This is a genomic window from Brasilonema angustatum, from assembly GCF_059505445.1.
The window spans coordinates 103,311-129,603 of the sequence record NZ_JCACKO010000117.1; the positions used below are offsets into that span (position 1 = coordinate 103,311).

Below are 26,293 nucleotides of genomic sequence, written 5' to 3' on the forward strand. Positions count from 1 at the left end.
TCTACAATTATCACCAGTTGTGACTTGTAAAAGTATGACATACCAATGACTTTAAATATTGACTTAGGTATTAATCGTATTCCAGACTACAGAAAATAACAATGAATTTGCTATTTTTTAATTCAAAAGTCCTAAGTTTTGAGCAAGGAATGCTGAGTATTCTTTTTTCATTCTTCACATTTTACTCAGTACTCAACACTTTTTAGTGACTTCTGAGATCAGAATATGCGAAATTTGATCCAGAACAACTATCAACTAACGATCTTGAATTCATGGATTCTTTACTTATCAATTCCTTACTTAAAGACTTGAAAAATCCCGATGAAACAGTCCGGGAACAAGCAACCAGGAAAATCTGGCGTATTTGGTTTCAGCAAAAGGGAGTTCATGGACTGGAAGTGATTGAACGTAGTCAAAGGTTAATAGATTCTGGAAAAATCACTGAAGCCGAAGCTGTGCTGACACAACTTATTAATAACCAACCAGATTTTGCTGAAGCTTGGAATCGCCGTGCTTTTCTTTACTATACTAACTGCGAGTATCGAAAGTCCTTGGTAGACTGTCAAATGGTCGTCAAGATCAATCCAATACATTTCGGCGCACTTCACGGTATGGGCTTGTGTTATACCGCAATGGGAGAGTATATTGAAGCGATCAGGGCATTTCATCGTGCTTTGGAAATTCAACCTTATTCTCAAGTCAATCAAAAATTTATTTTGGAATGTACTTTCCGATTGAACTAAATAACAAATTGGAGAAGGCAAAATTATCATATAAACCACAAGTTGTTGCAATAGCAACCAACCAAAACTCTGGCTTGGATAAAGTCACCTTTGGGATCCACTGGGTAGCACAAGCAGAACAAGGGAGACTTTATCGGGCTATTGTAACTGCCATCTACAAAAACTACGGAACGCTTAACAGTGAACAGTAAACAGTGAACAGTAAACAGTGAACAGTAAACAGTGAACAGTGAACAGTAAAAACTGATAACTGACGACTGGTACTGCGTAAGTAGCTGATAACTGATAACTGTTCACTGATAACTGTTTTAACAAGGGAGATGGTGTTTCTTTCATTCATAGCGAGTGGTGCGCTAAATCTCTTTCAAAAATCCCCAATGTCTAATCGCTGACTCTAACATAAGGGAGATATTGAATATTGGGTGAGGTAGTTTAATTGAATTGTTATGGGTTCCATATTTAATATTGATAATTATGACAACAACACCCGTAAAATCATTTGATTTAGATGCCCTCACCGCTTCCTTAAAAGGTATTGAAATTATTACTGACTCTGCACAGGTAGCAAAATTATCTCAGGATTACCACACATTCAGCCCAGTACTTGTACCCAAACTGGAAGGAAAGGTTGGGGATATAGTTGTGCGTCCCACCAATCAAGCAGAAGTACTAAAAGTAGCAGCCTATTGCGTGAAACACAGAGTACCAGTCACAGTGCGCGGTGCAGGAACAGGAAATTACGGGCAATGCGTGCCGTTACATGGAGGCGTCATTCTGGATATGACGCGGATGCAAGAAATACCTTGGGTGAAACCAGGAGTTGCACGGGTTGAAGCTGGCGTCAAATTGGCGGCGTTGAATAAAAAAGCACGAGAAATCGGGTGGGAAATGCGGATGACACCCTCAACCTACCGTACCGCGACAATTGGCGGATTTATTGCTGGTGGTAGCGGCGGAATAGGATCGATACAGTATGGCTTTTTGGGTGAACGAGGTAATATTCTGGCTTTACAAATTGTAACGATGGAAGATGAACCACGCGTTATTGAACTGCGCGGTGATGAAGTGCAAAAAGTGAACCATGCCTGGGGCATCAATGGTATTATCACTGAAATAGAAATTCCATTAGGAGCAGCTTATCCTTGGGCAGAAGTGATTGTGACTTTCCCAGAATTTATGGCTGCGGCAAGGTTTAGTCAAGCTTTAAGCGATGCCGATGGGATGATTAAAAAGGAGATTAGCATTTTTGCATCCCCGATTCCAGATTATTTTGCTGCCTTACGGCAGTATATTCCAGAGGGAACTCACGCTGCTTTATTGATTCTTGCGGAACCAAGTTTGGAATTATTACCTGGGTTAGTACAGCAATACGGTGGCAAGATCACATATCAAAAAACAGCTACTGATGCCGGAAAAGGCACACATTTAGGGGAATTTACCTGGAATCATACCACCTTACACGCCCGAAGTGAAGATACTTCCATCACTTACTTGCAAAGTACGTTCCCTGCTGATAAAAATCTACAAATGGTAGAGCATATGTATCACCACTTCGGTGATGAAGTGATGATGCATTTAGAATTTGCTCGGGTTAACGGTACAGTAGTTCCTGTGGGTTTGCAACTCGTCCGCTATACGAGTGAGGAACGTCTCAACGAGATTATTCACTACCACGAAAAGCAAGGTGTGTTTATTGCCAATCCCCACACGTATATTATTGAAGATAGCGGTAGAAAGGTGATTGACCCTGAGCAGTTGAAGTTTAAGGAAATGGTTGATCCCTATGGGTTGATGAATCCTGGTAAGAGCAAGGTTTTGAAGTTTAATAATGATTCACATTGACGGTTCTTACGGTGAAGGCGGCGGACAAATTCTCCGAACCTCACTGAGTCTTGCTGCTATTACTGGTGATTCAATACAGATAGAGAACATCCGCGCCGGACGTTCAAAACCGGGACTCGCAGCACAACACCTTACATCAGTTCGCGCCGCTGCAGCTATTTGTAACGCCAAAGTGCGGGGTGATGCTTTGGGTTCGATGACGCTAGAGTTTATTCCTGGTAATTCCGTACAAGCGGGAAGTTATACCTTTGATGTGAGTGAAGCGCGGGAAGGCGGTTCTGCTGGTGCAGTCACTTTGGTGTTACAAACTATTCTCTTGCCTTTGGTGTTAGCAACTGGTGACTCTCAGGTGACACTCAAGGGGGGAACTCATGTTAGTCATAGTCCTTCTGTGAATTACATTCAACAAGTTTACCTGCCAACATTGCAACGCATGGGTGTGCAAGTTGAAGTGAAACTGAACGCTTGGGGGTGGTATCCCCAAGGCGGGGGAGAAGTGGAACTACTTGTAAGTGGTGGTAGCAAACTTGGCGGGATCAACTTGGTGGAACGCGGCGACTTGCAACAGGTGCGGGGGTTAGCAGTTGTCACGGAACTACCTTCCCACATTCCCCAAAGAATCGCGAGTCGTGCTGAAAATGTGTTGCGTGAAGCCCAATTGAAACCAGCGGTGCAACCATTGCGAGCAAAAGGTGTCGCACCAGGGGCGGGTTTGTTTCTCACTGCTGAGTACGAAAATAGTTTAGCTGGATTTGGTGCGTTGGGGCGTCTCGGTTTGCCTGCAGAAAAAGTCGCAAATATGGCTTGCGAGGAACTGCTGGAGTTTCATCAAACAGGCGCACCTGTGGATGAACATTTGGGAGATCAATTATTATTGCCTGCAGCTTTGGCGTCAACTGGGAGTGAGTACCGAGTGGCTAAGGTGAGTCAGCATTTGACGACGAATGCTTGGGTGATTGAGAAATTTGGGTTGGCGCGGGTGATGCTGGATGAAGTGGAGAAGATGGTGGTGGTGGACTGTTAACTAATTATTAAGTATTATTGTTTGTTTTACATAAGCAAAAATACTGTTGATAGTAAACCTTTTGTTATCTGTCTCTACAGTATCATTCACGAGATTATATAAAGTTATACTAGTTAAGAATAGTATCTTTACTGAACCATTACATGAGCAGTGATACTCCCGTAAAGAAAATCTTGATTCTAGCAGCAAATCCGAAAAATACTATGAAACTGGATTTGGATGAGGAAGTTCGTGAAATTGCTGAAGGTTTACGCAGATCAAAAAAATCTAATCAATTTGTCATAGAGTCAAGGTGGGCAGTACGTCCAGATGATGTTCGCCGATCCATATTGGACTTTGAGCCAGAAATTGTTCATTTTTGCGGACATGGTGACGCAGACGGGGGGTTGGTACTTGAAGACGTAACTGGACAAGCAAAGCCAGTAAAGCCAGAGGCACTTGCTGGACTCTTTGAGTTATTTGCACAGGTAGAATGTGTACTGCTCAATGCTTGTTATTCAGAGAAGCAGGCTGAAGCAATTGTCCAACACATTGATTATGTGATTGGGATGAAGCAGGCAATTGGGGATAGGGCTGCGGTTAAATTTGCCGTTGGTTTTTACGATGCCTTGGGGGCGGGGCGAACCATAGAGGTAGCGCATAAATTTGGCGTTAATGCCATTCAGTGGGAAAGTATTTCAGAGGAACTGACTCCAACTATTAAAAAAAATCTTAATCTCAGCATTACAACTGTTGCTCCAAGTTTTCCCAAAAACTTGCCTTTAGTCAAAAACAAACCTATGCCTGCTACTCAAGCTATAGAAGTGTTCTTCTCTTATGCTCGTGAAGATGAAAAATTGCGAGATCAACTAGAAAAGCACCTGAGTCTGTTACAGCGACAAGGTGTAATTACAGGGTGGCATGATCGCAAAATAGGAGCGGGAAAAGAATGGAAGAATGAGATAGACACACACTTAAACACAGCTCGGGTAGTTTTGCTGCTTATTAGTTCGGCTTTTATCGCTTCGGATTATTGCTGGGATGTTGAGGTTAAGCGAGCGATGGAACGACATGACGCTAGAGAAGCACGCGTTATTCCCGTAATTCTTAAACCAGTTGATTGGAAAAGCGCACCGTTTGCTAGACTTCAAGCCCTACCTAAAGATGGTAAGCCTGTGAGCAAGTGGGGAAATCGTGAGGAAGCATTTGAGAGTGTTGCTCAAGGTATCCGGGTGGCAATTGAGGAACTGATTGCAAATCATCGATGATATACCACTTTCATTTACTAACGGTATGTCATTGTAACTGGATAAGGTGCTGGAAATTTCAATAGCAATTTATGCGAAAGCTAAACCTTATTCTGTGAAGTATTAAAAGACGATATTTTAAATAATTAGGTGCTGAAGTCAATGTCATCTACCGAAGCTATTAAAGTCTTTTATTGTTGCTCTGATTCTAACAAAGACCAAGACCTGCGGCAAAAACTCGATAAGCATCTCAGTCTTTTGAAGCGGCAGGAGGTAATTACTACTTGGGACAAAGGTATGATCAGCGCAGGACAAGAATGGGATATTGAGATTGATAGGCACCTCAATACGGCTGATATAATTTTGCTCCTGATTAGTTCTGACTTAATATATTCTGATTATCATTGGGGAGTATTAGTAAAGCGGGCTATGGAACTGCACAAGACTCGACAAGCTCGCGTTATCCTTGTGCTGTTCAGTACATTTGATAATTGGAAGTCCGAATTTGGCAATCTCAAAGTCTTGCCTGAAGGAGAAAAACCTGTAACAAAATGGAGAGATCATAACCATGCTTTTGAAAATATTGCCAAAGGTATCCGGGAGGAAGTTGAGCAACTTACTGGTTCTCCATTTTCTGTTCAAAAATCTCTTCAGCAGATTGAAGTAGGTGTGAGACTTACTGCAAGGACTTTTTGGAACTTGACAAGTGGGATTGTAAATCTGGCAACTGCAACTTTTTCTTCCTTCCCTACGAGAGCAAGGTATCGTAGGCGGAATAGGGCAAAACTGATACTGATTGCTAAGCCTATTATCTTTATCGCAATTGCAAGCGTTTTTCTGCCTCAACTACCCAATTTATTAAGAATTCCTTCATTAGAATCTAATCCAACTCTAAATGCAACACAACAAGTTACCCCAATTGGCTGGATACCGATTGGTCTAGTTAATAATACCTCAAAGGGTTTAATTTATGGAGATGACCTGCTTCAAACTACAGATAATCAGATAATTGATAACCTTTTGGTTCCAGCACCAGGAGGAGTAGTTACTATTAAACGCAAGGTGGATTTAAGAGAAAAAAAATCTCCCTCATCATCACTGCTAGATCAGCTTCAGCCCGGACAAAAGTTAGTTATCATCAAACCAGACTTTTTAGAGGAGACTAGTCCGAATTCACCTCAGAGGCAAGTTTGGGCACAAGTTGGTAGGTGTAATCAAACTTGTAATCAGTAAAGATTCCATATCGCCACCCACGCCCAAATCCCACGTGGTGAAAATCATTATTAGTAATTAATCATTCGTAATTCGTAATTCTTTTCAAATCCAATTACGAATTACGAGCGATAAATATGTCAACAGAAAAAACATAAAATACGATTCTTGCGATTACTTCGCTTCACTTCGTTCCGTATGCCCTCCGGGCACGCTGCGCGAACGTAATGACATTTTATGTTTAACTAGGTTGAGCTACTTAAATTACGCCTCATCAACAGAACGCGGCTTTTTCCCATCCAGTAAAGCACTCACAGTCATATCTCCCATAACATTGATGACAGTACGACAGCGATCCAAAAACCAATCCACTGTGATCAACAAGGCAATATACTGTGTGGGTAAGCCAACGGAAGTGAACACCAGTGTCATCGTGACTAACCCAGCTTCTGGGATACCTGCTGCACCCACCGACGCAAAAATCGACGTGAGAATGACAATTAACTGCTGCCCAATATTCAGATGTAGCCCAAGCACTTGAGAGATAAACAACGCAGATGTCGCCTCGTAAAGGGCTGTACCATCATTGTTGAAATTTGTACCAACTAACGCTCCTAAAGCAGCGGAAGATTCCCGCAAGCCAATTTTTGTTTGTAAAATCTCAAATGTCACAGGCATTGTTGCTGTTGAGGAGTCAGTTGAGAAAGCTGTTAAAAAGGCATCAGTACCGCCACGCAAAAAGTTTAATGGGTTCACCCAAGAACCTAATTTTACCCGAGTCAGGTAGTAGCAAGCTTGCAACGTCAACCCCAGGAGTACTGCGATGACGAACGCGCCTAACGATTTAAATGGCTCAAAGCCTTTTTCAGCAACAGTTTTACCCACAATTCCAAAAACTGCCAATGGCACTAGGGCAATCACCCAGTGGAGGATGCGGATGATAGACTCAAACAAAATGCCGATTATATCCTCTATCGACTGGAATCCTCTTTTACCTTGGGCGAGTTGCTCTGATTTTATTGCCCGCAGGACGATCGCCAAACAAAGACCAATAACAATAAGTTGGATAACATTATTATTTACTAAAGGTTGAAGGATAGCTTCTGGTATAGCGTCTTTCAACAATCCCCAGGGATCAAAACTTTTACTGGCTGTTTCTCCACCTCCACCTCCTGGTGCAGTCAAACTTCCCCATGTACCAGGGCGCAGAACATTTGCCACGAAAAGCCCAATCACAATCGCGACTGTTGTGTTAGTAAACAGCAGCACCGCTAAACGCCGTCCTGCTGTACCTGGTATATTAGTTGTCAAGAAGGTATGCAATACTGCCATCAAAATCAGCGGTGTTGCAAGGGCGCGGAGAGCCTTAAGCACCAATTCAGCCGGAATGGCTAAAGTTTCTATAAAACTTTTATTTGCTGCGCTGGGGTTTCCTGCACCCAATGCAACACCCAATGTGACTGCTAGAATAAGCGCGATGACAATTTGTAAAGTCAGCGGAATACGTTTCCACCAGGGGTGAGGTTTAGCTTCAAGGTTGTCGATGCTGTCTGTTTCGTTCATGCAGGGCGCTCAGTAAGCAATGCAATACTTAAAACATCACTTTGGATATTAAAGATTCCGGATAAGATGATCATTCAAGCAACGGAAGACCATAAATTTCTGACGAGTGATAGGCAAATCTTACCCCCATCCCTTCTTTTTGGCAACGACAGGAGTGCCCGTGAGGGCGGCGCGTGTCATCGAGAAGCACCTCTATAGCCAAATTCTGTTTCCGAACCAAAAGCGTTTGAAAAACATATTGAGTCATTTTCCGAAAACAAAAAACATAGCTTGGGACGGAGTTGCTATGCAGTGAGCAGCTCCGACAGGAAGATATCCTCGATCTTGAAGAGGCGATTGGTGATGCCCTGCTCGAAGTGGTAGCGAAGCACAGCATCAATAGCTTTCCGGTTCGCCTCGATCCCGTATGGCCACCAGTCTTCACCGAGCACAGCACGATCGTCTGTGATCAGTTTGCTGAACCACGGGAACATCGTGCCCATGTTGTTGAAGATCATGCCGTGCTTGTACTCTTCCTCCGCAGCCTTCTTGGACTCCCAGAAGCCCCTATACACTGACTGCGCCAATCCGGGATGCTGCGCGAGAATGTCCTTGCGGATGACCACGGTGTGCATGATCGGGAAAATGCCCGTGCGCTTGTAATACTCGCGCTCCACCGTTGGGTAGTCAGGAAAGAGGCGCGTCACTTTGGGTGAGTTCTCAAGGATGCACTTCGGCACATCCGCTGAAATCAGCGCATCGAGTTCGCCAGCTTCAAGCATGGCACCCAACTCTTTGCCCTTTGGAATGTCCGTCACCTCGACATTTACCGGATGCGTATGCGGAACGAAGTTGATCGGCTTCAACGGCCAGTCGAGTCCGCCGATAACCCAGCGGCACGTCTCGGGTTTGAACCCGTGCTCATCCGACAGCATCCCCTTCGGCATGATGCCTGCATCGTGGCTGTAGAGAGCGAGTTCGCCGATGGTTTTACCGTTAAGGTCTTCAGGTCTCTCGATGCCGCTCGCCTTGTTGATGTAAATCGCGGAATGCCGAAACGCTCGATTGGGAAAGACGGGAATCGCAACGAATGGCGACTCTGTGCCCTCAAATGTGCGCAGGAAGTATGTCATGCCCAATTCGGAGACGTCGAATTTCCGATCCCCAATCATGCCTTGGAAGATTTCTGTCACGATCGAGGCGCTGTGATACGTAGCATCGACACCCTCGATTTTCACCGTGCCATCTGCCAGAGCACGGGTGCGGTCATAGTTCCAAAATGCAATGTCAAGCTTTAGATCTGCCATACGGCTTTTTTCTTGTCTGTTGGTTGTGTTGCAAAAACTTTTTAAGGATAGACCAATCCTTACAATCATCGCTCATTATCCAGCAACTGGGAAAATTTCAGACACCAACTCAACTTGACCTAAAATGTCACCTTTTTCTACTCCTTGGATTTGTCACTTGCGGCTCATGTTCAAAAAGAACGACTGCACCACGATTTAAAGCAAATGACCCATTTTTTACGAATCGATAACCCCTAAGCGCTAATTTGCAGCACGATTTTGCCGCGAACATGACCACGCTGGCTCAGATCCTGAGCTTGACGGGCTTCAGACAAGGAAAAGGTCTGAGCGATAACTGTCTTAACCTGTCCAGAATCAAGTAAATTCGTAATTTCTTTCAGCAGCGAGGCAGAGGGTTTCATATTCACCATCTCAGCACGGACACCTCGTGCTTGAGCATCTTGAGCATTGGGGGGAGCAGGGGTTGAAACTAAAATGCCACCCGGCTTCAGCACTGAATAAGACCGCGCTTGGGTGTCGCCGCCTAAGGTATCTAGAACCACATCAACATTCTTAACCACTTGTTCAAAGGATGTGGACTTGTAGTCGATCACTTGATCTGCGCCGAGAGATTGAACAAATTCTGTATTCGCGGCTGAGGTAGTTCCAATCACATGTGCCCCTTTCCATTTCGCAAACTGCACCGCGAACATGCCCACCCCGCCTGATGCAGCATGAATCAGAACGGTTTGACCAGGCTTGAGATCAGCATAATCAAACAGCGCTTGATAGGCGGTCATTGCCACCATTGGCACCGATGCCGCTTGCACAAAATCGAGCGTCTGCGGTTTGAGTGCGATCGCATCTTGTGAAGCCGTCGCAAACTCAGCATAAGCGCCCATATTCAGTTCGCCATACACCGCTTGACCGACTTGGAACGCTTTTACATCCGCACCGATCGCTTCCACAATGCCTGCAACATCCATTCCGGGCGTGTACGGCATTGGTATGGGAAAAACCTCTTTCATGTAGCCTGAGCGAATTTTCCAATCGAGTGGATTGACCCCGGCAGCCTGAACTCGAATTAGCACTTCATTCGGTTGGGGTTCAGGTTGTGCGATCGTTTCTAGTTTCAACACGTCTGACTCTCCATATTGATGAACGCGGATTGCTTGCATGGTGTTACTCCTAGATTTTGATTAGGTGTGAAATGTTGATCGGGTGTAAGGACAGAAAACTCACTGAAAACGAAGAGGAACAACATGTTGGTGAACGTCTATTCGATGATGAGCCATAACTATCTCGTTCGTTCCTAATCATTTTGCGCTAACGTTTGTTTTCAGAGTCTCTAGCAGCTCTGTTTCACAGATTAGTTGAAGCTGTCGGGCGGACAATCACTTCGTTGACATCGACATCATCCGGCTGGGACACAGCATACAAGACGGCTCTAGCGATCGCATCCGGGGTAAGTGCAGTTTGGCGGAATTTATGCAAAGCGTCTTTTGATGATTCGTCGGTTATATCTGAGCCGAGTTCAGTCGCAACCACACCGGGGCATATTGTGGTCACGCGAATATTTTTCGATTCCTGCCGCAGTCCTTCGGAGATAGCCCAAACAGCAAATTTTGTAGCAGAATAGACCGCGCTGTTAAGTACCACCACATGCGCGCTGACGGATGCGGTGTTGATAAACTGACCGCCGCCTTGTGCTTCCATGATCGGTAGACCGGCAGCAATGCCATTTAACACGCCGTAGATATTCACATTGATCGTGCGATCCCACTCCTCAACTTTCAGAGCGTTCATTGGAGACAGGGGCATAATGCCTGCGTTGTTAAAAATAACATCGACGCGACCAAATTTGTCTTTAGCAAAGTGGATGAATGCTTTGGTATCCTCGCGATTAGTGACATCCACGGCTTTGAATTCTGCTGTGCCGCCTGATGCGCGGATCTCCTCGACAATCTTTTCCAGCTTTTCGGTGCGGCGCGCACCTAGAACAACATTCGCGCCATTTTGAGCTAACAACTTGGCACTAGCTTCACCTATGCCGCTGCTGGCTCCGGTGATGGTAATCACTTTGTTTTCTACATTCAGCATAGTAATTTTTCTCTGTATGTTCAAAAGCAAATGACCCATTTTTTGCGAATCGATAACCCCTAAGCGCTAATTTGCAGCACAATTTTGCCGCGAACATGCCCACAGTGCCATAACCCCCTCGACTCCACCCATTTTCATGAAGCAACGGTGGCGACTCCGTCGATTAGGTCGCAGACAAACTGTTTTATGGTGCGTGGCTCCCGATCTAATATACTTCGCAGGACAAATGAATTTCCCGGAGATCCATACTTTCCGTAGTACGCGTACATTTCGCTTTCAGGTCTTATGTCGTCGGGCTTTGGTTTGGTCAACTCAACCCATTCCTCAAATGTTACAGTGTCAGCCTTGATCTGACGCCCAAGACAATCGCTCATTATCGATGCCACATCTTGTCGGTTGTAATATCCTTCTGCACAAAGTTCAAATGTCCCGTTTGTAAGACGGTCCTCGGTGAAGGCGATTGCCACGACATCCGCTACGTCTCGATAGTCAACCCGCGCGAGCTTTGCAGTAGGGGAGAACGGCTCGGCAAAAATGCCAGATTGTACAATACTAGGCCATGACAGGCTGATGTCTTGATAGAACATAGCTAGTTGTAAAATTACAAATTCTAGGCCGGACTCAATAATTGCAGCTTCAACAGGACCTTTTGCGGAGTGTATCTGCAATGATGTAATTGTTGGGTGTAGAATTGACGAAAAAACGATGCGGCGCACACCAGCCTCTTTGCATAATTTTACAAAATTTATTCCAATGTCAGCTTCATTTCGACTAAACTGGGGTGCAATGTAGAAAACCGCTTCCGTTCCACGCAACGCGGTCTGCACGCTTTGGCTGTCTTGGAGATCTCCTAATGCGATTTCGGAAGCTCCATTGCGAAGTGCCACCTCTGCTTGGTCTGTTGTCCGGACAAAACCGCGGACACGGATACCTCGTCTATGCAGTGCAGGAACGGTAAGCCCAGCAAAATGGCCTGCAGCTCCGACCACAAGGGCGATCTTGTCTGTATTAAAATTCATTGTCTTGCCTCATTGTTTGTCTGTTGATGCTCAGACGACTTGCCCTATAGCTTAGACACCCTCTAATCGGTCTAACTGCAAAGCGATCGCTTTCCTTGTCACTTTCGGGTTGAGAAATATCAACAGTCTCCTAAATCACAAATCACTGCGGTTCAATATGTAGTCGAGGGGCTACTCCTGGATTGACCAATTCTGCCACCTCTTCTTTTGATAATTTGCTCAACTCAGCCTGCAGTTCTTCAGCCGTGAAGAGATAGCCTTGTGCTTCTGCAAGGTTGACGCAGGTTTCTATATCGCCTGCAGCTTGACACTGTGCCTGTAACGCTTGATTTTGTCTAATAGCTGCAAAAAATTGGTTGATCGGTGCTTGAGCCATGTCAATTTATCTCCTTGTGAATTGATGCAGTAGCTTTATGGCATGTTGTTCGCTTTGTTGTTTTTCATGATTGGCAAGTTTCTGCTCAACAAAACGTATTACGGATTAGTCTTGCTCTTCAGGAAGGTAGCTATCATGCCCAAAGCCGCCTCCGCTGCGTTCAGTGTTCCGACGTTCCCCGGAAAGACGTGCGTCATTCCCTGCCACACGTGAGCCGTCACATCGACCCCCTCGGCATGGGCACGCTTGGCATAGCGGCGCGTGTCATCGAGAAGCACCTCACTCGTTCCGACGTGAATTTGAATTGGGGGCAGGCCAGTGAAACTGCCGTAAAGCGGCGAGACCAAAGGATCGTTTGGATCGTGCCCGTTCAGGTAGCTCGCGCCAGCCATTGACAACACTTCCCTCGTCAACAGTGGATCGTCGTCTGCGTGGTCCTGGAAACTAGGTCCTGTCAAGGCTAGATCCGTCCAGGGTGACATCACGACTGCAGCGGATGGAGCGACGCCACCGCGTCCAAGAGCATCGGATTGTGCGACTGACAACAGGACGAGAGCAAGACCGCCGCCGGCTGAGTCTCCGACGATCACGATCTTCTGGGTGCCCTGTTCGACGAGTCCGCGATAAGCCGCCTTCGCATCGTCCAAAGCGGCTGGGAAGGGGTGTTCAGGTGCGAGCCTGTAGTCCACGACGAACGCGGATGCGCTCGTGCGCGCGGCGATCTGACCGGCGAGATGCCGATATGCGTGCGCCGAACCTTGCACATAGGCTCCCCCGTGAAGATAGAGGATGGCGACGCCCAGGTGTGGGTTCTGCGGGTGACACCAAACACCTGGCACGCCGCCGACTGTACCTTGCTCGTAGCTGACACCCGGCGCGTCCGGGGTTTTCTCCTGGATCTCGTCGAAGGCACCGCGAGCATCCGGTCCGCTCAACTTGCCTTTGGAGGAAGCAGCCTCCGTCCGCATCACAGCGACGAGTTCGCCATCCTTTTCGGTGAGCGGATGGCGGATCTCGGCTGCATTAGCATTGCTGTGTTGAAGCTTCTCATTGTCTGACTGCATCGTTTCTCTCCGTTGCTTGACAACAATTCGTTCGGGCACCGCTTGGCAGTTTGTGCTATGTTGCAAGTGTTGACGGGCTAACGAACCCAAGCTCAGTGACAGCGACTGGCAACACAAGAGCAGACAAACACACAAAGCCCGATCGCTAGCCTCCATTTGCTGGAGCGTATTGTTATGCGGTGCGATTAGACGGACTTCTTCGCGAATGCTGGATACGGCGCGAGCGGCAAGATCTGGGGGTTAGAGTAGTCAGCCTTGATCAGCGGAAAGCTATCGATCATCTTTTGCAGATGCTCTGGTGACTCCGCTTCAAAGAGAACGACCGCACCGTGGTCTTTCGTGTCCAGCGCCCACGCTTGACGGAGACCTCCTTGCATGTAAAGGACTTGCACTTGTGCCTCATCTTCAAGTTCTCGTTGCTGAAAGTCAGAGGGCATTCCGTCGGTCTTGAATTTCGGGTTGGATGTGAAGATCACAAGATATTGCATAAGACACTTCTGTTTAGCTTAGTTGGTTGTGAAAACCGGACAAAAAAGGAGGCATACCGCAAATTTTATTAGTGGGATAGTTTCAGACATCAACTCATGCAAAAATACAGTCCTAGGAAGCTTTGTGGGCTTAGCGCGTTAGTTTTCGTTTTGTTACTACCACACCCCGTAGGAGCAGTAGCTTAAAGCAAACTTTTTGTTACGCTTCAGTCAGGAATTGGCACAGTCCCTGTGTTCTGGAAAGCGATAATCTGCCAGGTGTTCTCCTTGCGGGTTGTTACGGCTGTCAAAACACCTGTATCTTGTATTTGAAATACTCCATCAGGACTCTTGTGTCCACCAGTAGTTTCCCAAGTGCTATGTACGACTGCCACATCCGGGGTGAGGAATTTGATTTGAGTGTCAGTAATAGTTATGTGGTTATCGCTTAAGAACGAGGCCAACGCTTGCGCGTGTACTTGTTCGATCTCGGTTCGCCCTTTTAACCAATGACCTATGACGTCCACGAAATCGGCATCCTCGGCAAACAACGACGCCAAGTGCTTCGCATCTTTAGCGTTCCACGCCTCAGCAAACTTTGCTATCTTTGCTTTGATTGCAGCTTCATCCTTTGCACTGGTTTCTGTTGTAGACATACTGATTGTTCTCACTAATGAAACGACGCAGGAAAAACAAGGATTATCAAAAGTTTCATTCTGAACATTTCGCCCAAACCGTCGCGGATTTTCCAGTCAACGGATTGACCTGCGCGACGTGAATTTTCACCAAAACTTCGTCCGCTTTCGGCTCTGGATGCTTGATATCGGTATAATCCAAAACACTTTTATACCATATTCGTTAATCTTTACTGCGCAAATGCAGGATCTGGCGCGAGTGGGAAGACCTGGGTATTAGAATAGGCAACCTTGATCAGTGGAAAGCTGTCGATTATCTCTTGCATGTGCTCCGGTGACTCTGCTTCAAAGAGAACGGCTGCGCCATGATCCCTCTTGCCCAGTACCCACGATTGACGGAGAAGTCCCTCCATGTAGAGATCTTTTGCTCGCGCCTCTTCCTCGAGTAACAATTGCGGGAAGTCAGAAGGCATTTCATCGCTTCCGAATTTCTGTTTGGGCGTGAAGATAACAAGATATTGCATATGACACCTGTATTTGGCTTGCTTATAGACTCTGATCCAATCGGAAGTCAAAAGGGTAACACGGACGGTGTTTTTCAAACGAGCTTTCATTTCGGTGGCGACTGAGTGTGCGCTGGGATGCTCAAAACAATGTGAACTCACCGTAGTATTTTTCGTTCAAGGCTTGATTTCATAACGTGCGATCGCTTCGATTCAAAGTTTCCTCTGTATTTAACATCTCCCAGTATGATTAATCAACTTATATAGATAAAGGTGGTTTTTATGAATTGATTGTTTGTAATATTGGACAATAGCAGAGTGTAGATACTCTCATTGCAGTTAGTGCAGGTTATGGACGATTTGAATGCTGTTTTAGTATTTCTCAAAGTCGCGGAACTGGGAGGATTTGTCGCAGCCGCGCGATCGCTAGACTTGCCTAAATCTACTGTCAGTCTGAAGGTCAATAAGCTAGAGCAACGGCTAGGAGTCCGATTATTTCATCGCACGACGCGGCGGGTTTCTCTTACTGAAGAAGGACGACTGTATTACGAAAACTGTTTACCCATTCTCGATGCGTTACATGACGGTGATGATGCGATCGCGAGCCTCCAGGGGCATCCGCAAGGCACTGTGCGAGTGACAGCCACCATGTTGTTTGTGCAATCTTTTCTCGCACCCAATTTGCCGGAGTTTCTGCTGACGTATCCTGATATTCGAGTAATTCTCAATGCGACGACTGAATACAAGGATATTGTGAAGGAAGGGTATGATCTAGCGATTCGGATTGGGGAATTGGACGATTCAACCCTGATCATGCGACGGATTAGCACAGGTCGTCAGAAACTCTTTGCCAGCGCAACCTATCTCAAAACCGCTGGCGAACCAAGAGCAATTGCTGATTTGACCAGTCATACGCTGCTTTATATGGCTCATCATCAGAACGAAGTGACCTGGACATTGCATAATAAACAGCACGAAACAGTAACGTTCTCCTTTCATCCACGACTACTCAGCAATGACGTTGCCCCCATTTATCAAGCAATCGTTGCTGGAGTAGGGATTGGGCTGCTACCGGAATTTCTGTTTCAGCAGCAGTTACACGCTGGGGATATAGTAAACGTCTTACCCCAGTGGTCATCAGCTCCGATCCCGATTAACGCACTTTACCCCAGTCGAAAATATCTCCCAATGAAAGTCAAAGTCTTTCTAGAGTTCCTAGAGCAAAAAATGCGCTAAAACTTACATGTCGAGAGCAGGTGACGCTGCACAAAGCAGCGCTGGCAGAGAAGATTCCCCCGATTTGTAACGTGGACGTCCTTGATGTGGACTGTGGTAACAGTTCTCGAAAGGGAAGTCCCAAACTTTGGGTAATATGTTTTTTTGAGAATTTTTAGACGATCGCACTTGATATTACTTATAAAACACTCAATCAAACCTTACTCAGCTTTCCTATAACCTTCAACAGCAGCAACCGTGACATTAACAAACGGATTATCAAGCACTTCCTTCAACGCCTCAATTAATGCAGCCTCAGTAGCACTGCGTAAACGTTGCCAGGTGGTTGGGTTATCGCGCTTGATACGGGCTATTGCTTGATTGGCGATCGCTTGCTTTTGAGATTCAGTAGTAGTTGTTGGATAACTCACAGACAGATGATTTAGCAATTCCTGAATTTCTTTGGCTGCTTCTACCAAATTTTGTTTCTGTTCTGGCGCGTAGTTTTGTTGTGTACCGATATTATCACCTTGGATATTTCCCGTCACACTGCCCGTGATGTTTCCAAAGGTAGCATTACTAAAATCAATTTTAGGAGTTTCTGACATAGTTTTAATACTTTGACTGAATTTATCTACACTATCGCTGAAAGAAGCAGGTTTGTCCTCCTTACCTGGGGGAGAATGAAAAATTTCATTATTATAAAACTTACAACGCTCTTGAATTTTTAAAATTATATCCCTTGTATACTCTGCCCCAGCAATCCGTAACTTCCATATAGAAAGCATAATTTCAGATCCTGCAATATTACCTAAAGCAGATGCAGCATTCCAACGAACATTTGAATCTTCATCTTGTAAAGCAGTAAGTAGAGCATTGACTGCCGATTCATTGCCGATTCTTCCTAAAGCAGATGCAGCATTCAGACGAACATCTGAATCTTCATCTTGTAAAGCAGTAAGCAGAGCATTAACTGCCGATTCATTACCTATTTTTCCTAACACATATGCAGCCTTCGAACGAACAGATGAATCTTTATGTTGTAAATCAGCTATCAGGGAATTAACTGCCGATTTATTGTCTATTATTTCTAAGACAGATGCAACAATGCCACGAACAAATAAATCTTCATGATATAAAGCAGGAAGCAGGGCATTAATGCCCGATTGATTGCCGATTCTTTCTAACGCAGATGCGACAATCTCACGAACAGATGAATCTTTATGTTGTAAAGCACTGAACAGGGCATTAATTCCCGATTGATTGCTGATTCTTCCTAATACAGATGCAGCATTCCAACGAACAAATAAATCTTCGTGTTGTAAAGCAGTTATCAAGGCAGCAACTGCCGATTCATTACCTATTTTTCCTAACGCAAATCCAGCATTCGAACGAACCAATAAATCTTCATGTTGTAAAAAAGCAGTTATCAAGGCAGCAACTGCTGATTCATTAGCAATTTTTTCTAATGCAAATATGGCACTCAAACGAACAGATGAATCTTCATGTTGTAAAGCACTAAGCAGGGCATTGACTGCCGATTTATTACCGATACTTCCTAACGTAGATGCGGCACTCACACGAACAAATGAATCTTCATGTTGTAAATCAATCATCAGAGCATTGACTGCCGATTCATTGCCAATACTTCCTAACGTAGATGCAGCAATCCTACGAATTTCTGAATTTTGATCTTGTAAAGCAGTGAGCAGGGCATTGATTGCCGATTCACTGCCGATTCTTCCTAACGCAGATGCGGCATTCCAACAAACAGATAAATATTTATCTTGTAAAGCACTAAGCAGAGCATTGATTGTCGATTCACTGCCGATTCTTCCTAATGCAGATGCGGCACTCTCACGAACAGATGAATCTTCATATTGTAATGAATTAATTAAAAAAGCGACCCCATACTTAGAGCGCGTGATACCCAAAAACTCTATCTTGACTAATTTATGAATGTGTAAGCCTAAAATTAAACCAACTGTTTTTTCCTGACACTCTCGCTTCACTTCCCCCGCCAATCTTGCCCCTAAAGCCAAGTCCACCTCTAGGGCTAACTTCACCACCCACAACGCCTGCGCTTCTTTCTCTACTAACCCCAACATCAGCGCTAAAGGTTCTGTCCACTTCCAATAATTGAGATAATCTCGTTTCAACTTATCATCATTAATATTGGGAAGCTGCTGGAGTAAACATTCTGCCGCGTAATATTCCTGAAGCAGCTGGTGACGAAACTCTATTTGCTCATTGTTGGCAACCTGGATTAAATGATGCTTGAGCAAATCCTCTAACCATTCTTTCGCCCGACTCGCAGGATCACCAACACTGCGCTGACGAAGAAACTTCTCCAAAATTGCTTCCGCTTCTCGCCTCTCAATCGTGACTCGCAACTCTGTACGCGTTTCTACCTGCATCATTGCAAACGCCAAATGCTGCAATAACTCCTGCCACCAACGGCGCGACTCACCAGAAACTGGGACATCATCTTTGATTTTGCCGTCATAACTCTGGGCAAAGTAGCGAAACACTAAACCCAAATTCGGTGGAACATTGCCCGTTGTTCTAAATAACTCACACAGCATCCATAGCAGCAACGGCGTTTGCCCGAACTCCCGCAATCTTCCACCCAACCGCCGCAGCATTTCCTCACCTTGTTCTGACAAATAGGCGCGGACAAACTCCTGCATCTGTTCTTCTGTCAGGGGCTGCATTTCCAGCTTTTTCTTAATCCCCAAATCGCCACCCACGCCCAAATCTCGCGTGGTGAAAATCATTGGGGTGTTGGGGTAATTCTGCCGAAAGGTTTTTAAGTCTCGCCGTGCATCTTCATTGGGTAACTCGTTGACTCCATCTACCAGCAGCAAAAATTGTCCCTGTCGCAACCAAGTTTTTAAAGTTTCGCTGTCAAAGGTTAAGTTGGGATCGTGGCACAAGAGGAAGTTTTGAATAATGTCGAGGACGGATTTGTTCTCGTTTGTGCCGTAGTTACGAAGTTGTACAAGTACGGGTATTTCAGTTGTGGCGGAGATTGCGTCGTTCCGCTTCGCTTCACTCGCAATGACAGAATTTCCTGCTTCTTCCAGCAATAGCCGCGCTAAAGCTGTGGACTTGCCTGAACCTGGTCTTCCTACAAGTAATACATTATTAACAGAATATTTACGTAAGCCTTCCTGCACTGGTAGGCGTTCGGTTTTCTCTGGTGTCTCGCCTTTCTCCTGCTGCTGAGGCTGTACCGTTTGCACCATCAAGCCAAAATCAAAAGGCGACGCTACACTTTTACGCTCTACTGGTTTAGACCCTTCTACATCCGTGATGGTGTACAGGCTCCACCAACATTGGTAAGCATCACACACAGATTGCAGGTATTTTTGAAAATCTGCGCTCATGCAGGAAGTTGACTGATTAATGACTGATGTTATTTCCTATATCTTTTATAGCGTTTTACTTTAAGGTTGATACAAATGGGCAGCAGGGGGCAGGGAGCAGGGAGCAGGGAGTAGGGAGCAGGGAGCAGGGAGCAGGGGGAAAGAATTAAGTAGTTGGACAGAATTAATTACACAATGTCATTGCTTCATTCCGCTCGCAATGACTGTAAATATTTTTGTCCAGCTACTTAGAGACAAATTATTTGTATTAAGTGTTTCGTGAAACGGTATTAAAAAACTATAAATTCTCCAAATCAACCTCAAAAGTTTGTCCTCCCAGCGTCACTTTGTCGCCTGATACTAATTTCCGTCCTCGTCGGGTTTCAACTGTATTATTAACTTTGACATCACCTGCTTGAATGAGTAGCTTAGCTTGCCCACCAGTTGGTGCTATACCCACGAACTTTAAAAACTGATCGAGTTTAATTGTGCTCGCGCTTGTCTCCATAAATCTAATAACCTAACTACGATTATCTATTTGAGCACGCTGCAGGAATTTTTTTTCGGTGGGCACTGCCAACCGTGCGCGAAAACTCTTATTTTTAGGTTGTGTGCAGTGCCCACCCTACGGTTGCTGATAATAGTGCAAGACCTCAGTTGATAGACTCACCAAGTTTCTACTGTTAATCCATCAATCTCTTTGAAGTGCTGATCCCGCGATATCAAAGTGAGATGATGCTGTAAGGCGATCGCACCAATCCAAATATCATTCTCAGGGATTGGTCTTCCCTTTAATTTCAAGGAGTTTTTGACCTTACCATAAATCTGTGCTGTAACTACATCGCATTGCAAAATAATATTGCCAGCCACAAACTCTTCTATCCGTGCTAAGTTAGCAGCCACTCGTCCCGACCTATAAGCTCCATAATATAGTTCGCCAACCACAATACTAGAGACGAATACTTGTTCAGCTTTTGCTAAGTTTTCCTGTACTGAAACATCTAGCTGAAATAGAGCAATTACGATGTTGGTATCTAATAAAAATCTACCACTCATCTATATCAACCTTGCCGCAATCAGCATCTATTGCCTGTACCATGAGTTCTAACTCCTGGGAGGGGATTGTTCCGGCAAAACGCAATAACTGCTTACCTGGGACACCTACAGGTTCTTTTGTAGTTCTCTGTGCCAAAGATTCTACATAATCAAGCACCTGATTTAAAGTTGCTTCTGGCAAAAGTTGCAACTTCTCTATTATCTTGTCTTGAATGGATTGCACGATTGTTTTTCCCTTACTCATCAAGAATACTCTAACTACGATTATCTATTTGAGCACGCTGCAAACTTCCAGAGAAGTCCACGTACACAGTCTTCCATTCTGTAAACACATCCAAAACTGCAGAACCAGCTTCCCGGTGTCCGTTTCCAGTTTGTTTGACACCACCAAAGGGCAAATGAACTTCTGCACCAATCGTAGGACCATTGATATAAGTGATCCCGGCTTCGATATCGCGCATAGCGGCGAAAGCGCGGTTGACATCGCGGGTGTAGATTGAAGAAGAAAGACCGTAGAGAGTGTTGTTGAGGATGGCGATCGCCTCCTCAAATGAACTCACCTCAATCACCGCCACCACAGGTCCAAATATCTCTTCACAAGCGACTCGCATGTTAGGAGTGACTTGATCAAGAATCGTCGGTTGAAAAAAGTAACCGTGTTCTAATTCTCCCTCACTTGCGATTTCTCCACCAATCAACACCTTTGCACCTTCTTCACGGGCAATATCCAGATACTTGTTCACCCGTTGAAGTTGCTTTTCATTAATAATTGGACCGATATCAATGTTGGGATCAATTCCTGCACCCAAGCGTAACTTGCTAGTACGCTCTTTGAGCATAGCGGTAAATTTCTCTTTGATGTCGCGGTGCAAAATCAGGCGACTTGTAGCAGTACACCTTTGCCCAGTTGTTCCAAAAGCCCCCCAAACTGCACCCTCAAGAGCAAGTTCTAAATCTGCATCTTCCATCACAATTTGAGCATTTTTACCGCCCATCTCCAAACAAACTCGCTTGTGAGTGCGTCCGCAAGTCGAGGCGACAAAAGCACCCGTTTCAGAAGAACCCGTAAAAGATACCAAGTCAACATCAGGATGCTCAACTAAAGCTTTTCCGGCTTCTTGTCCGACTCCATGCACCAAGTTGACAACGCCTTCAGGGAAACCAGCTTCTGCAAAAATTTCAATCAGTTTCGTTGCACAAGCCGGAGTATCTTCAGCGGGTTTGAGGATAACAGTATTACCACACACCAAAGCTGGCATCATTTTCCAGCAGGGAATAGCGACTGGGAAATTCCACGGAGTGATCAGGGCGCAAACTCCAACAGGCGTTTTTACAGTCATCGCGAATTTGTTGGGCATTTCTGAAGGTGTCGTTTGTCCAAACAATCGCCGTCCTTCACCAGCATTGTAAAAAGCGCAATCAATACCTTCTTGAACATCTCCGCGTGCTTCCGTCAGGGGTTTACCCATTTCCCGACTCATGAGATGGGCAAGTTCTTCTTTATATTTTTGTAAAAGTTCTCCCACTTTATGGATATATTCTGCTCTTGCTGGCGCGGGGACAAGTCGCCAACTGCGGTATGCCTTGCGGGCTGCTGCGACTGCAGTATCAACATCAACTGCTGTAGAACGCGGGAAAGTCGCAACAACTTCCCGATTATCAGCAGGGTTACGACTTTCTAGGGTGTCAACAGAAGCAGCATTCACCCATTCAGCAGCGATGTAATTGCGACAAGTCAGGGGAGTGATCATGATATACACCTCCGGATTTGAGATGCACTGGAACATTTGCACCAGTTTCGCTTGATTTATCAGTTGTAGTCAAGTCACACCGAGGGCGATCGCCAACTAGAGACAAAACAAAATCTTATCTATTTTTATCTCAACAAAGCCAACAAAGATTTTTTATGGAATCAACGCCAACACCCCAGCCGGAGAACCCGAACCACCCCGCAACAGCAGCACACCAATTGCCAAAGTTGCCCCTGTTGGCGGTAACTGATCCAAATTCGTTAAATTCTCTAATACAATACGCGGTTTCTCCAACACCAAGGAATTAGTCGCAAAAGTGGTATCCTGCCCCGAATCTACTCCATGAGTATCAATTCCGACTCCGGCAATTTGACGTTCCTCAAGTAAGAACCGCGTCGCATCGCTACCAAACCCAGGAAAATGCATACTTCCTTGCTCGTCCTGGTATAAAAAAGCTTTTTTATCCGACCATTTCTCTTGCCAACCTGTATACAGTAACACCACACAACCAGGCGGAATCTTACCGTAGCGTTCCTCCCAACTCAGAATATCCTCAACACAAAGAGTATAATCCGGATTTACCAGCGCCTGTTCCCGAATATCAATAACTACCCCAGGGACAACCAGCGACTCAGCAGAATACTCGTGAATTCCTACACCATCAAGGTGAAAACTGTTGGAAGCATTAATATGAGTCGCACTGTGTTCCCCTAGAGAAAAACGCCGCAGATAATAACCATCCTTATGCAGTTGGGCCACAGTCTCAAATTCAACTGGTGGATCACCTTGCCATTGAGGAATATCTGAGTCAATGACATGACTCAAATGTATCACCCGCGAATAAGTAATTTTCTTCTCTTTTCTTGCTTCGTGCTCTCTACGCCTTTGCGGTTCATTATCAAAACCCGATCGCGTCAATCTCCCCAAAGTTGCTTCCATAATAGCAGGAGTTTGACCCATGACAGTAAAGACCAGCGCCTCACGGTACACCCGTTGTGCATTATGATGACTATATATAGCAGCACCACTAGAAACAGTCACCGCTGCATGAGCTATTCGTCCCGCAAGATCAATCGCCCAAGCCCGCAATTGTAAGCGTTCAGCAAATTCCAAACTAGAATTATTTTGCGCTTCGCGAACAGCGTTGCGACAGTTATTCAATTCCTGTTGCAGAGAATCAAAAGCTTTTTGGATAAAAGGTAGAGGTTTTCTGCTGACAACGGACTCCACAATATCTAAACCAGCAAGGGCGCATCCTGTCGCCATAAAAACAGCTGCAAGAATATTCTTTTTATCGTTTTCGTGAATCCAACCAGCAGGTTTAATGAAAACAACACTTTCTGTGGGCAAGAACCAGTTTTTCAGGGTAGCGGTTACGGTATTAGCTGATGTCATCGCCGCCAGCTGTGCTGGAGGTGAAAGTGTCAGCGTACCTCCTGACTCTTGATGTGTTTCGACTAACGGGACAATACCATAAACAGCGCCACCATCTGGTAATGTGGCAGCAATGATAAATTCCCCAAAAAATTCCCATCCTGTCACCCAAGGAACAACCCCATTAAGTTGATATCCCCCAGCAACCGGTATGGCTACAGTCAGGGGATCACCTGCGCGTCGCAACTGGGAAAAACCAACACCGAGTAAAATTTTACCGTTGCCCATACGGGGGAGGTATCTTTCCTGTAGCGACGAGTTGCCACTAGCAACAAGCATACCAGCCGCACTCTGGTGTTGAGTTTGCAAAAAGACTAAAGCACCAGAATAGCGTGCTACTAGTTCTTGAAAGTCGCCATATGTCTGTTCACTAACTTCTTTTCCACTCCAGTGATGTGGAACCTTGAGTGCCAAAAGGTTTAATTCGCCAAGACCTCGGAGTGCATACAATAAAGTATTTGGATCATGGTCTATCTTGTTCGCTTGAGGTACAATTTCTTTGAGCAAGTAGGACTTGGCTGTATCTAAGAGAAAGTGATTATCCTTCAAAGTCTGTTCTAATATTGCTTCGATAGGATTGCAAAGGTTGACTTGCTACTTAGTAGCAGAAACAACCCTCCAATTTCTGGAGTTATCAGATTTTGGAGGGCTTAAATGTTGCAGCAAAAAGTGAATTAGTAATAAGTAAACAACGTCAATATTAAGTGGAAGTTAAGAAAAGGTTAAGGTAAGGTAAAAAAATGTCATGCTAAGAAACTTCTTTAGCGATCAAAAAGTTTAAAATGTCAAGTTTTTTTAAATGAAATGATACCAATTCAAAAAATGTTTGCGATAGATGGAACGCATTAAGCGATTACTAGTAACTGTTTGAGAATCTAAAATCTAAAATCCAAAACGGTATAAGTTGTTCTTAGATTTGAAAGGTGTCAAGCAAGAGATGGGCAAGTATAACAGTGCGTTGAGTGGAGAGTTTTATCACAAACACTAAGGATCTGTTACAGAAGGGAGTTGCTTGGGCGCAGTTGGAGCAGTAAATTCAGTTACTCTGGGAGTGGTTTGCGATGCGTTATCTCTTAGCCGCCCAATGGGCATTGGCGCGGATCGCCCACCCCAAACAGGCGAAGTCGGTTGGGGACGAAATTCTACAATGTCGCGTTTAATGGTGATATCGTAGCCACCAAAAAAGTCATGTCCGAGAAGCCCAGTTTCTAAATCCGCGCCTGCGATCGCCACAGAAACATGATTCACCTTCGCCCCTGCAACTTCCATCGAATCCACATAACCGATAGGAAATTCCACTGCTTTAGAATTTGCTGTGTTTGCCTTAGCCTTTCCGACTTGCACCACTCCCAAAGCATTTGCCATATTCTGGGTGATCACTGTGCCACTAGCCCCGGTATCCAAAATCATCTCAAACGGTTGAGTGCCATTAAAGGTGACTTCGATAATTGGCGTACCACCAATTCGCCGTTTAATCTGGGCTATATACACCTGTTGTTCGTTTTGTCGTTTAATTGTTGGTGGAACAAACACCTGTTGTTGTTTAAACGGTGCTGGTGGAGTTACCTGTGGTAATGGTGGTTGGAATTTTTCTACAGGTGCAGCAGGTATTTTGGTGAGACTTGGTTTGGTAATAGCTGGTGTCACACTTGGTGTCACAGCTGGTGTCACAGAAACTTGAGGAATGGCAGCTATTCTTTCTGGTTGTGCTTGTTGTGCCGGATTGATAGGGGGGACGGCTTTGTGTATTGCATTTTTGAGATCAAGCTGGTAATCTAAAATTTTTGCTTGGGCGTTTGTGAAATCAGGACTATCAGCTGGCACTTTTCTCATCAAGGCGATCGCATCTGCAAGCTGAATTGCCACAAAATTCCAATCCTCTGTCGATTTAGCGGATTGGCTGACGTTGAGAGCTCCAACAGCTTTGTTCAGTCCCTGTTCAAAATAGTTAACTGAAATCTCTCTGGTGGGCTGCATCGTTGGCTGTGGTTGTGGAGTTGCACTTGGAGGTGCCATTGTCGCTACAGGCGAGGCAACGCTTTGATCTTTAGACGCAGGTTGCTCCTCACGACTTGTAACGCTAATTTGTTGCTTTCGATTACAGGCAACAGTCAAAACCGCTAGTGTGGTTGACAGAAGAATCAGCGCTGCTCGGGATAAGATAAACTGATGCATGATTAATTATGATTTTACTTGCGCTTCGGCGTCGAAATTTACTGCGACTGTCTATTCTTGTTGGAAGATTTTATATGTCATGCTCTTAAATTTTAGTTTGTAAGGTACGGGGTAAGAATTTCATAATCTGTAAACGGACAGGTGAAGTGATGATGAAATTAAAGCTTAATTATTTTGTAGCTCGTGTTTTACCTGTCTTCCATTAAATTTGCATACAGCAAGCGAGCAGGATGGTTACCAATACTGTTTTTTCAT

Annotated in this window: 24 protein-coding genes; 7 read left to right on the forward strand and 17 right to left on the reverse strand. The window is 45.1% G+C overall.

The genetic code is table 11. The annotated features are described in order from the left end of the window. The first annotated feature begins 272 nt into the window (after positions 1-272). From AC5JM2_RS19085 to AC5JM2_RS19110, 6 genes are all read left to right on the forward strand, one after another. Positions 273-743, forward strand: coding sequence for a tetratricopeptide repeat protein (locus AC5JM2_RS19085; protein WP_495836422.1), 471 nt, complete (start codon positions 273-275; stop codon positions 741-743). Next, complete coding sequence (locus AC5JM2_RS19090) at positions 722-934, forward strand: hypothetical protein (protein WP_495836423.1); 213 nt, start codon at positions 722-724, stop codon at positions 932-934. Before AC5JM2_RS19085 ends, AC5JM2_RS19090 begins: the two co-directional genes overlap by 22 nt. Positions 935-1,217: 283 nt before the next feature. Then, a complete protein-coding gene (locus AC5JM2_RS19095; protein WP_495836424.1) occupies positions 1,218-2,585 on the forward strand; it encodes an FAD-binding oxidoreductase in 1,368 nt (455 codons plus the stop codon). Next, complete coding sequence (gene rtcA / locus AC5JM2_RS19100; protein ID WP_495836425.1) at positions 2,572-3,609, forward strand: RNA 3'-terminal phosphate cyclase; 1,038 nt, start codon at positions 2,572-2,574, stop codon at positions 3,607-3,609. Before AC5JM2_RS19095 ends, rtcA begins: the two co-directional genes overlap by 14 nt. A gap of 143 nt (positions 3,610-3,752) precedes the next feature. Continuing rightward, entirely contained in the window at positions 3,753-4,856 is a 1,104-nt protein-coding gene (locus AC5JM2_RS19105) for a TIR domain-containing protein (protein WP_495836426.1), read from the forward strand. A gap of 141 nt (positions 4,857-4,997) precedes the next feature. Then, a complete protein-coding gene (locus AC5JM2_RS19110) occupies positions 4,998-6,068 on the forward strand; it encodes a TIR domain-containing protein (protein WP_495836427.1) in 1,071 nt (356 codons plus the stop codon). 243 nt (positions 6,069-6,311) lie between these two features. Here AC5JM2_RS19110 and AC5JM2_RS19115 read toward each other — a convergent pair whose 3' ends face one another. The 10 genes from AC5JM2_RS19115 to AC5JM2_RS19160 form a co-directional block, all read right to left on the reverse strand. Further along, positions 6,312-7,610: a dicarboxylate/amino acid:cation symporter gene (locus AC5JM2_RS19115; RefSeq protein ID WP_495836428.1), complete on the reverse strand. Its 1,299-nt coding sequence runs from the start codon at positions 7,608-7,610 to the stop codon at positions 6,312-6,314. A 284-nt stretch (positions 7,611-7,894) separates the two neighbouring features. After that, positions 7,895-8,896, reverse strand: a complete 1,002-nt coding sequence (locus AC5JM2_RS19120) for a substrate-binding domain-containing protein (RefSeq protein WP_495836429.1) — start codon at positions 8,894-8,896, stop codon at positions 7,895-7,897. 233 nt (positions 8,897-9,129) lie between these two features. Beyond that, entirely contained in the window at positions 9,130-10,053 is a 924-nt protein-coding gene (locus AC5JM2_RS19125; RefSeq protein WP_495836430.1) for an NADP-dependent oxidoreductase, read from the reverse strand. Between the two features lie 184 nt (positions 10,054-10,237). Continuing rightward, positions 10,238-10,975: an SDR family oxidoreductase gene (locus tag AC5JM2_RS19130; protein WP_495836431.1), complete on the reverse strand. Its 738-nt coding sequence runs from the start codon at positions 10,973-10,975 to the stop codon at positions 10,238-10,240. 134 nt (positions 10,976-11,109) lie between these two features. Then, complete coding sequence (locus tag AC5JM2_RS19135) at positions 11,110-11,994, reverse strand: NmrA family NAD(P)-binding protein (RefSeq protein WP_495836432.1); 885 nt, start codon at positions 11,992-11,994, stop codon at positions 11,110-11,112. Between the two features lie 142 nt (positions 11,995-12,136). Then, on the reverse strand, positions 12,137-12,370 hold the full coding sequence (locus AC5JM2_RS19140; RefSeq protein WP_495836433.1) for a Nif11-like leader peptide family RiPP precursor: 234 nt from the start codon (positions 12,368-12,370) through the stop codon (positions 12,137-12,139). A gap of 98 nt (positions 12,371-12,468) precedes the next feature. After that, a complete protein-coding gene (locus AC5JM2_RS19145) occupies positions 12,469-13,434 on the reverse strand; it encodes an alpha/beta hydrolase (RefSeq protein ID WP_495836434.1) in 966 nt (321 codons plus the stop codon). A 185-nt stretch (positions 13,435-13,619) separates the two neighbouring features. Then, positions 13,620-13,922, reverse strand: a complete 303-nt coding sequence (locus AC5JM2_RS19150; protein ID WP_495836435.1) for a muconolactone Delta-isomerase family protein — start codon at positions 13,920-13,922, stop codon at positions 13,620-13,622. Positions 13,923-14,128: 206 nt separating this feature from the next. Then, entirely contained in the window at positions 14,129-14,557 is a 429-nt protein-coding gene (locus AC5JM2_RS19155) for an SgcJ/EcaC family oxidoreductase (protein ID WP_495836436.1), read from the reverse strand. A 209-nt stretch (positions 14,558-14,766) separates the two neighbouring features. Then, on the reverse strand, positions 14,767-15,060 hold the full coding sequence (locus AC5JM2_RS19160) for a muconolactone Delta-isomerase family protein (protein WP_495836437.1): 294 nt from the start codon (positions 15,058-15,060) through the stop codon (positions 14,767-14,769). A 330-nt stretch (positions 15,061-15,390) separates the two neighbouring features. Here AC5JM2_RS19160 and AC5JM2_RS19165 point away from each other — a divergent pair, with 330 nt between their 5' ends. Continuing rightward, positions 15,391-16,275, forward strand: a complete 885-nt coding sequence (locus AC5JM2_RS19165; RefSeq protein WP_495836438.1) for a LysR family transcriptional regulator — start codon at positions 15,391-15,393, stop codon at positions 16,273-16,275. Between the two features lie 200 nt (positions 16,276-16,475). Here AC5JM2_RS19165 and AC5JM2_RS19170 read toward each other — a convergent pair whose 3' ends face one another. The 7 genes from AC5JM2_RS19170 to AC5JM2_RS19200 form a co-directional block, all read right to left on the reverse strand. Continuing rightward, entirely contained in the window at positions 16,476-19,643 is a 3,168-nt protein-coding gene (locus tag AC5JM2_RS19170) for an NACHT domain-containing protein (RefSeq protein WP_495836439.1), read from the reverse strand. A 277-nt stretch (positions 19,644-19,920) separates the two neighbouring features. Then, on the reverse strand, positions 19,921-20,130 hold the full coding sequence (locus AC5JM2_RS19175; protein WP_495836440.1) for an RNA-binding S4 domain-containing protein: 210 nt from the start codon (positions 20,128-20,130) through the stop codon (positions 19,921-19,923). Between the two features lie 158 nt (positions 20,131-20,288). Beyond that, a complete protein-coding gene (locus tag AC5JM2_RS19180; RefSeq protein WP_495836441.1) occupies positions 20,289-20,678 on the reverse strand; it encodes a type II toxin-antitoxin system VapC family toxin in 390 nt (129 codons plus the stop codon). Further along, positions 20,668-20,901 (reverse strand): hypothetical protein, encoded by a 234-nt coding sequence (locus AC5JM2_RS19185; protein WP_495836442.1) that lies wholly within the window; start codon positions 20,899-20,901, stop codon positions 20,668-20,670. Before AC5JM2_RS19185 ends, AC5JM2_RS19180 begins: the two co-directional genes overlap by 11 nt. Positions 20,902-20,932: 31 nt before the next feature. Beyond that, positions 20,933-22,429: an aldehyde dehydrogenase family protein gene (locus AC5JM2_RS19190; protein ID WP_495836443.1), complete on the reverse strand. Its 1,497-nt coding sequence runs from the start codon at positions 22,427-22,429 to the stop codon at positions 20,933-20,935. Between the two features lie 153 nt (positions 22,430-22,582). Further along, on the reverse strand, positions 22,583-24,412 hold the full coding sequence (locus AC5JM2_RS19195; RefSeq protein WP_495836444.1) for a cyclase family protein: 1,830 nt from the start codon (positions 24,410-24,412) through the stop codon (positions 22,583-22,585). Between the two features lie 435 nt (positions 24,413-24,847). Then, complete coding sequence (locus AC5JM2_RS19200; protein WP_495836445.1) at positions 24,848-26,038, reverse strand: retroviral-like aspartic protease family protein; 1,191 nt, start codon at positions 26,036-26,038, stop codon at positions 24,848-24,850. Between the last annotated feature and the right edge of the window lie 255 nt (positions 26,039-26,293).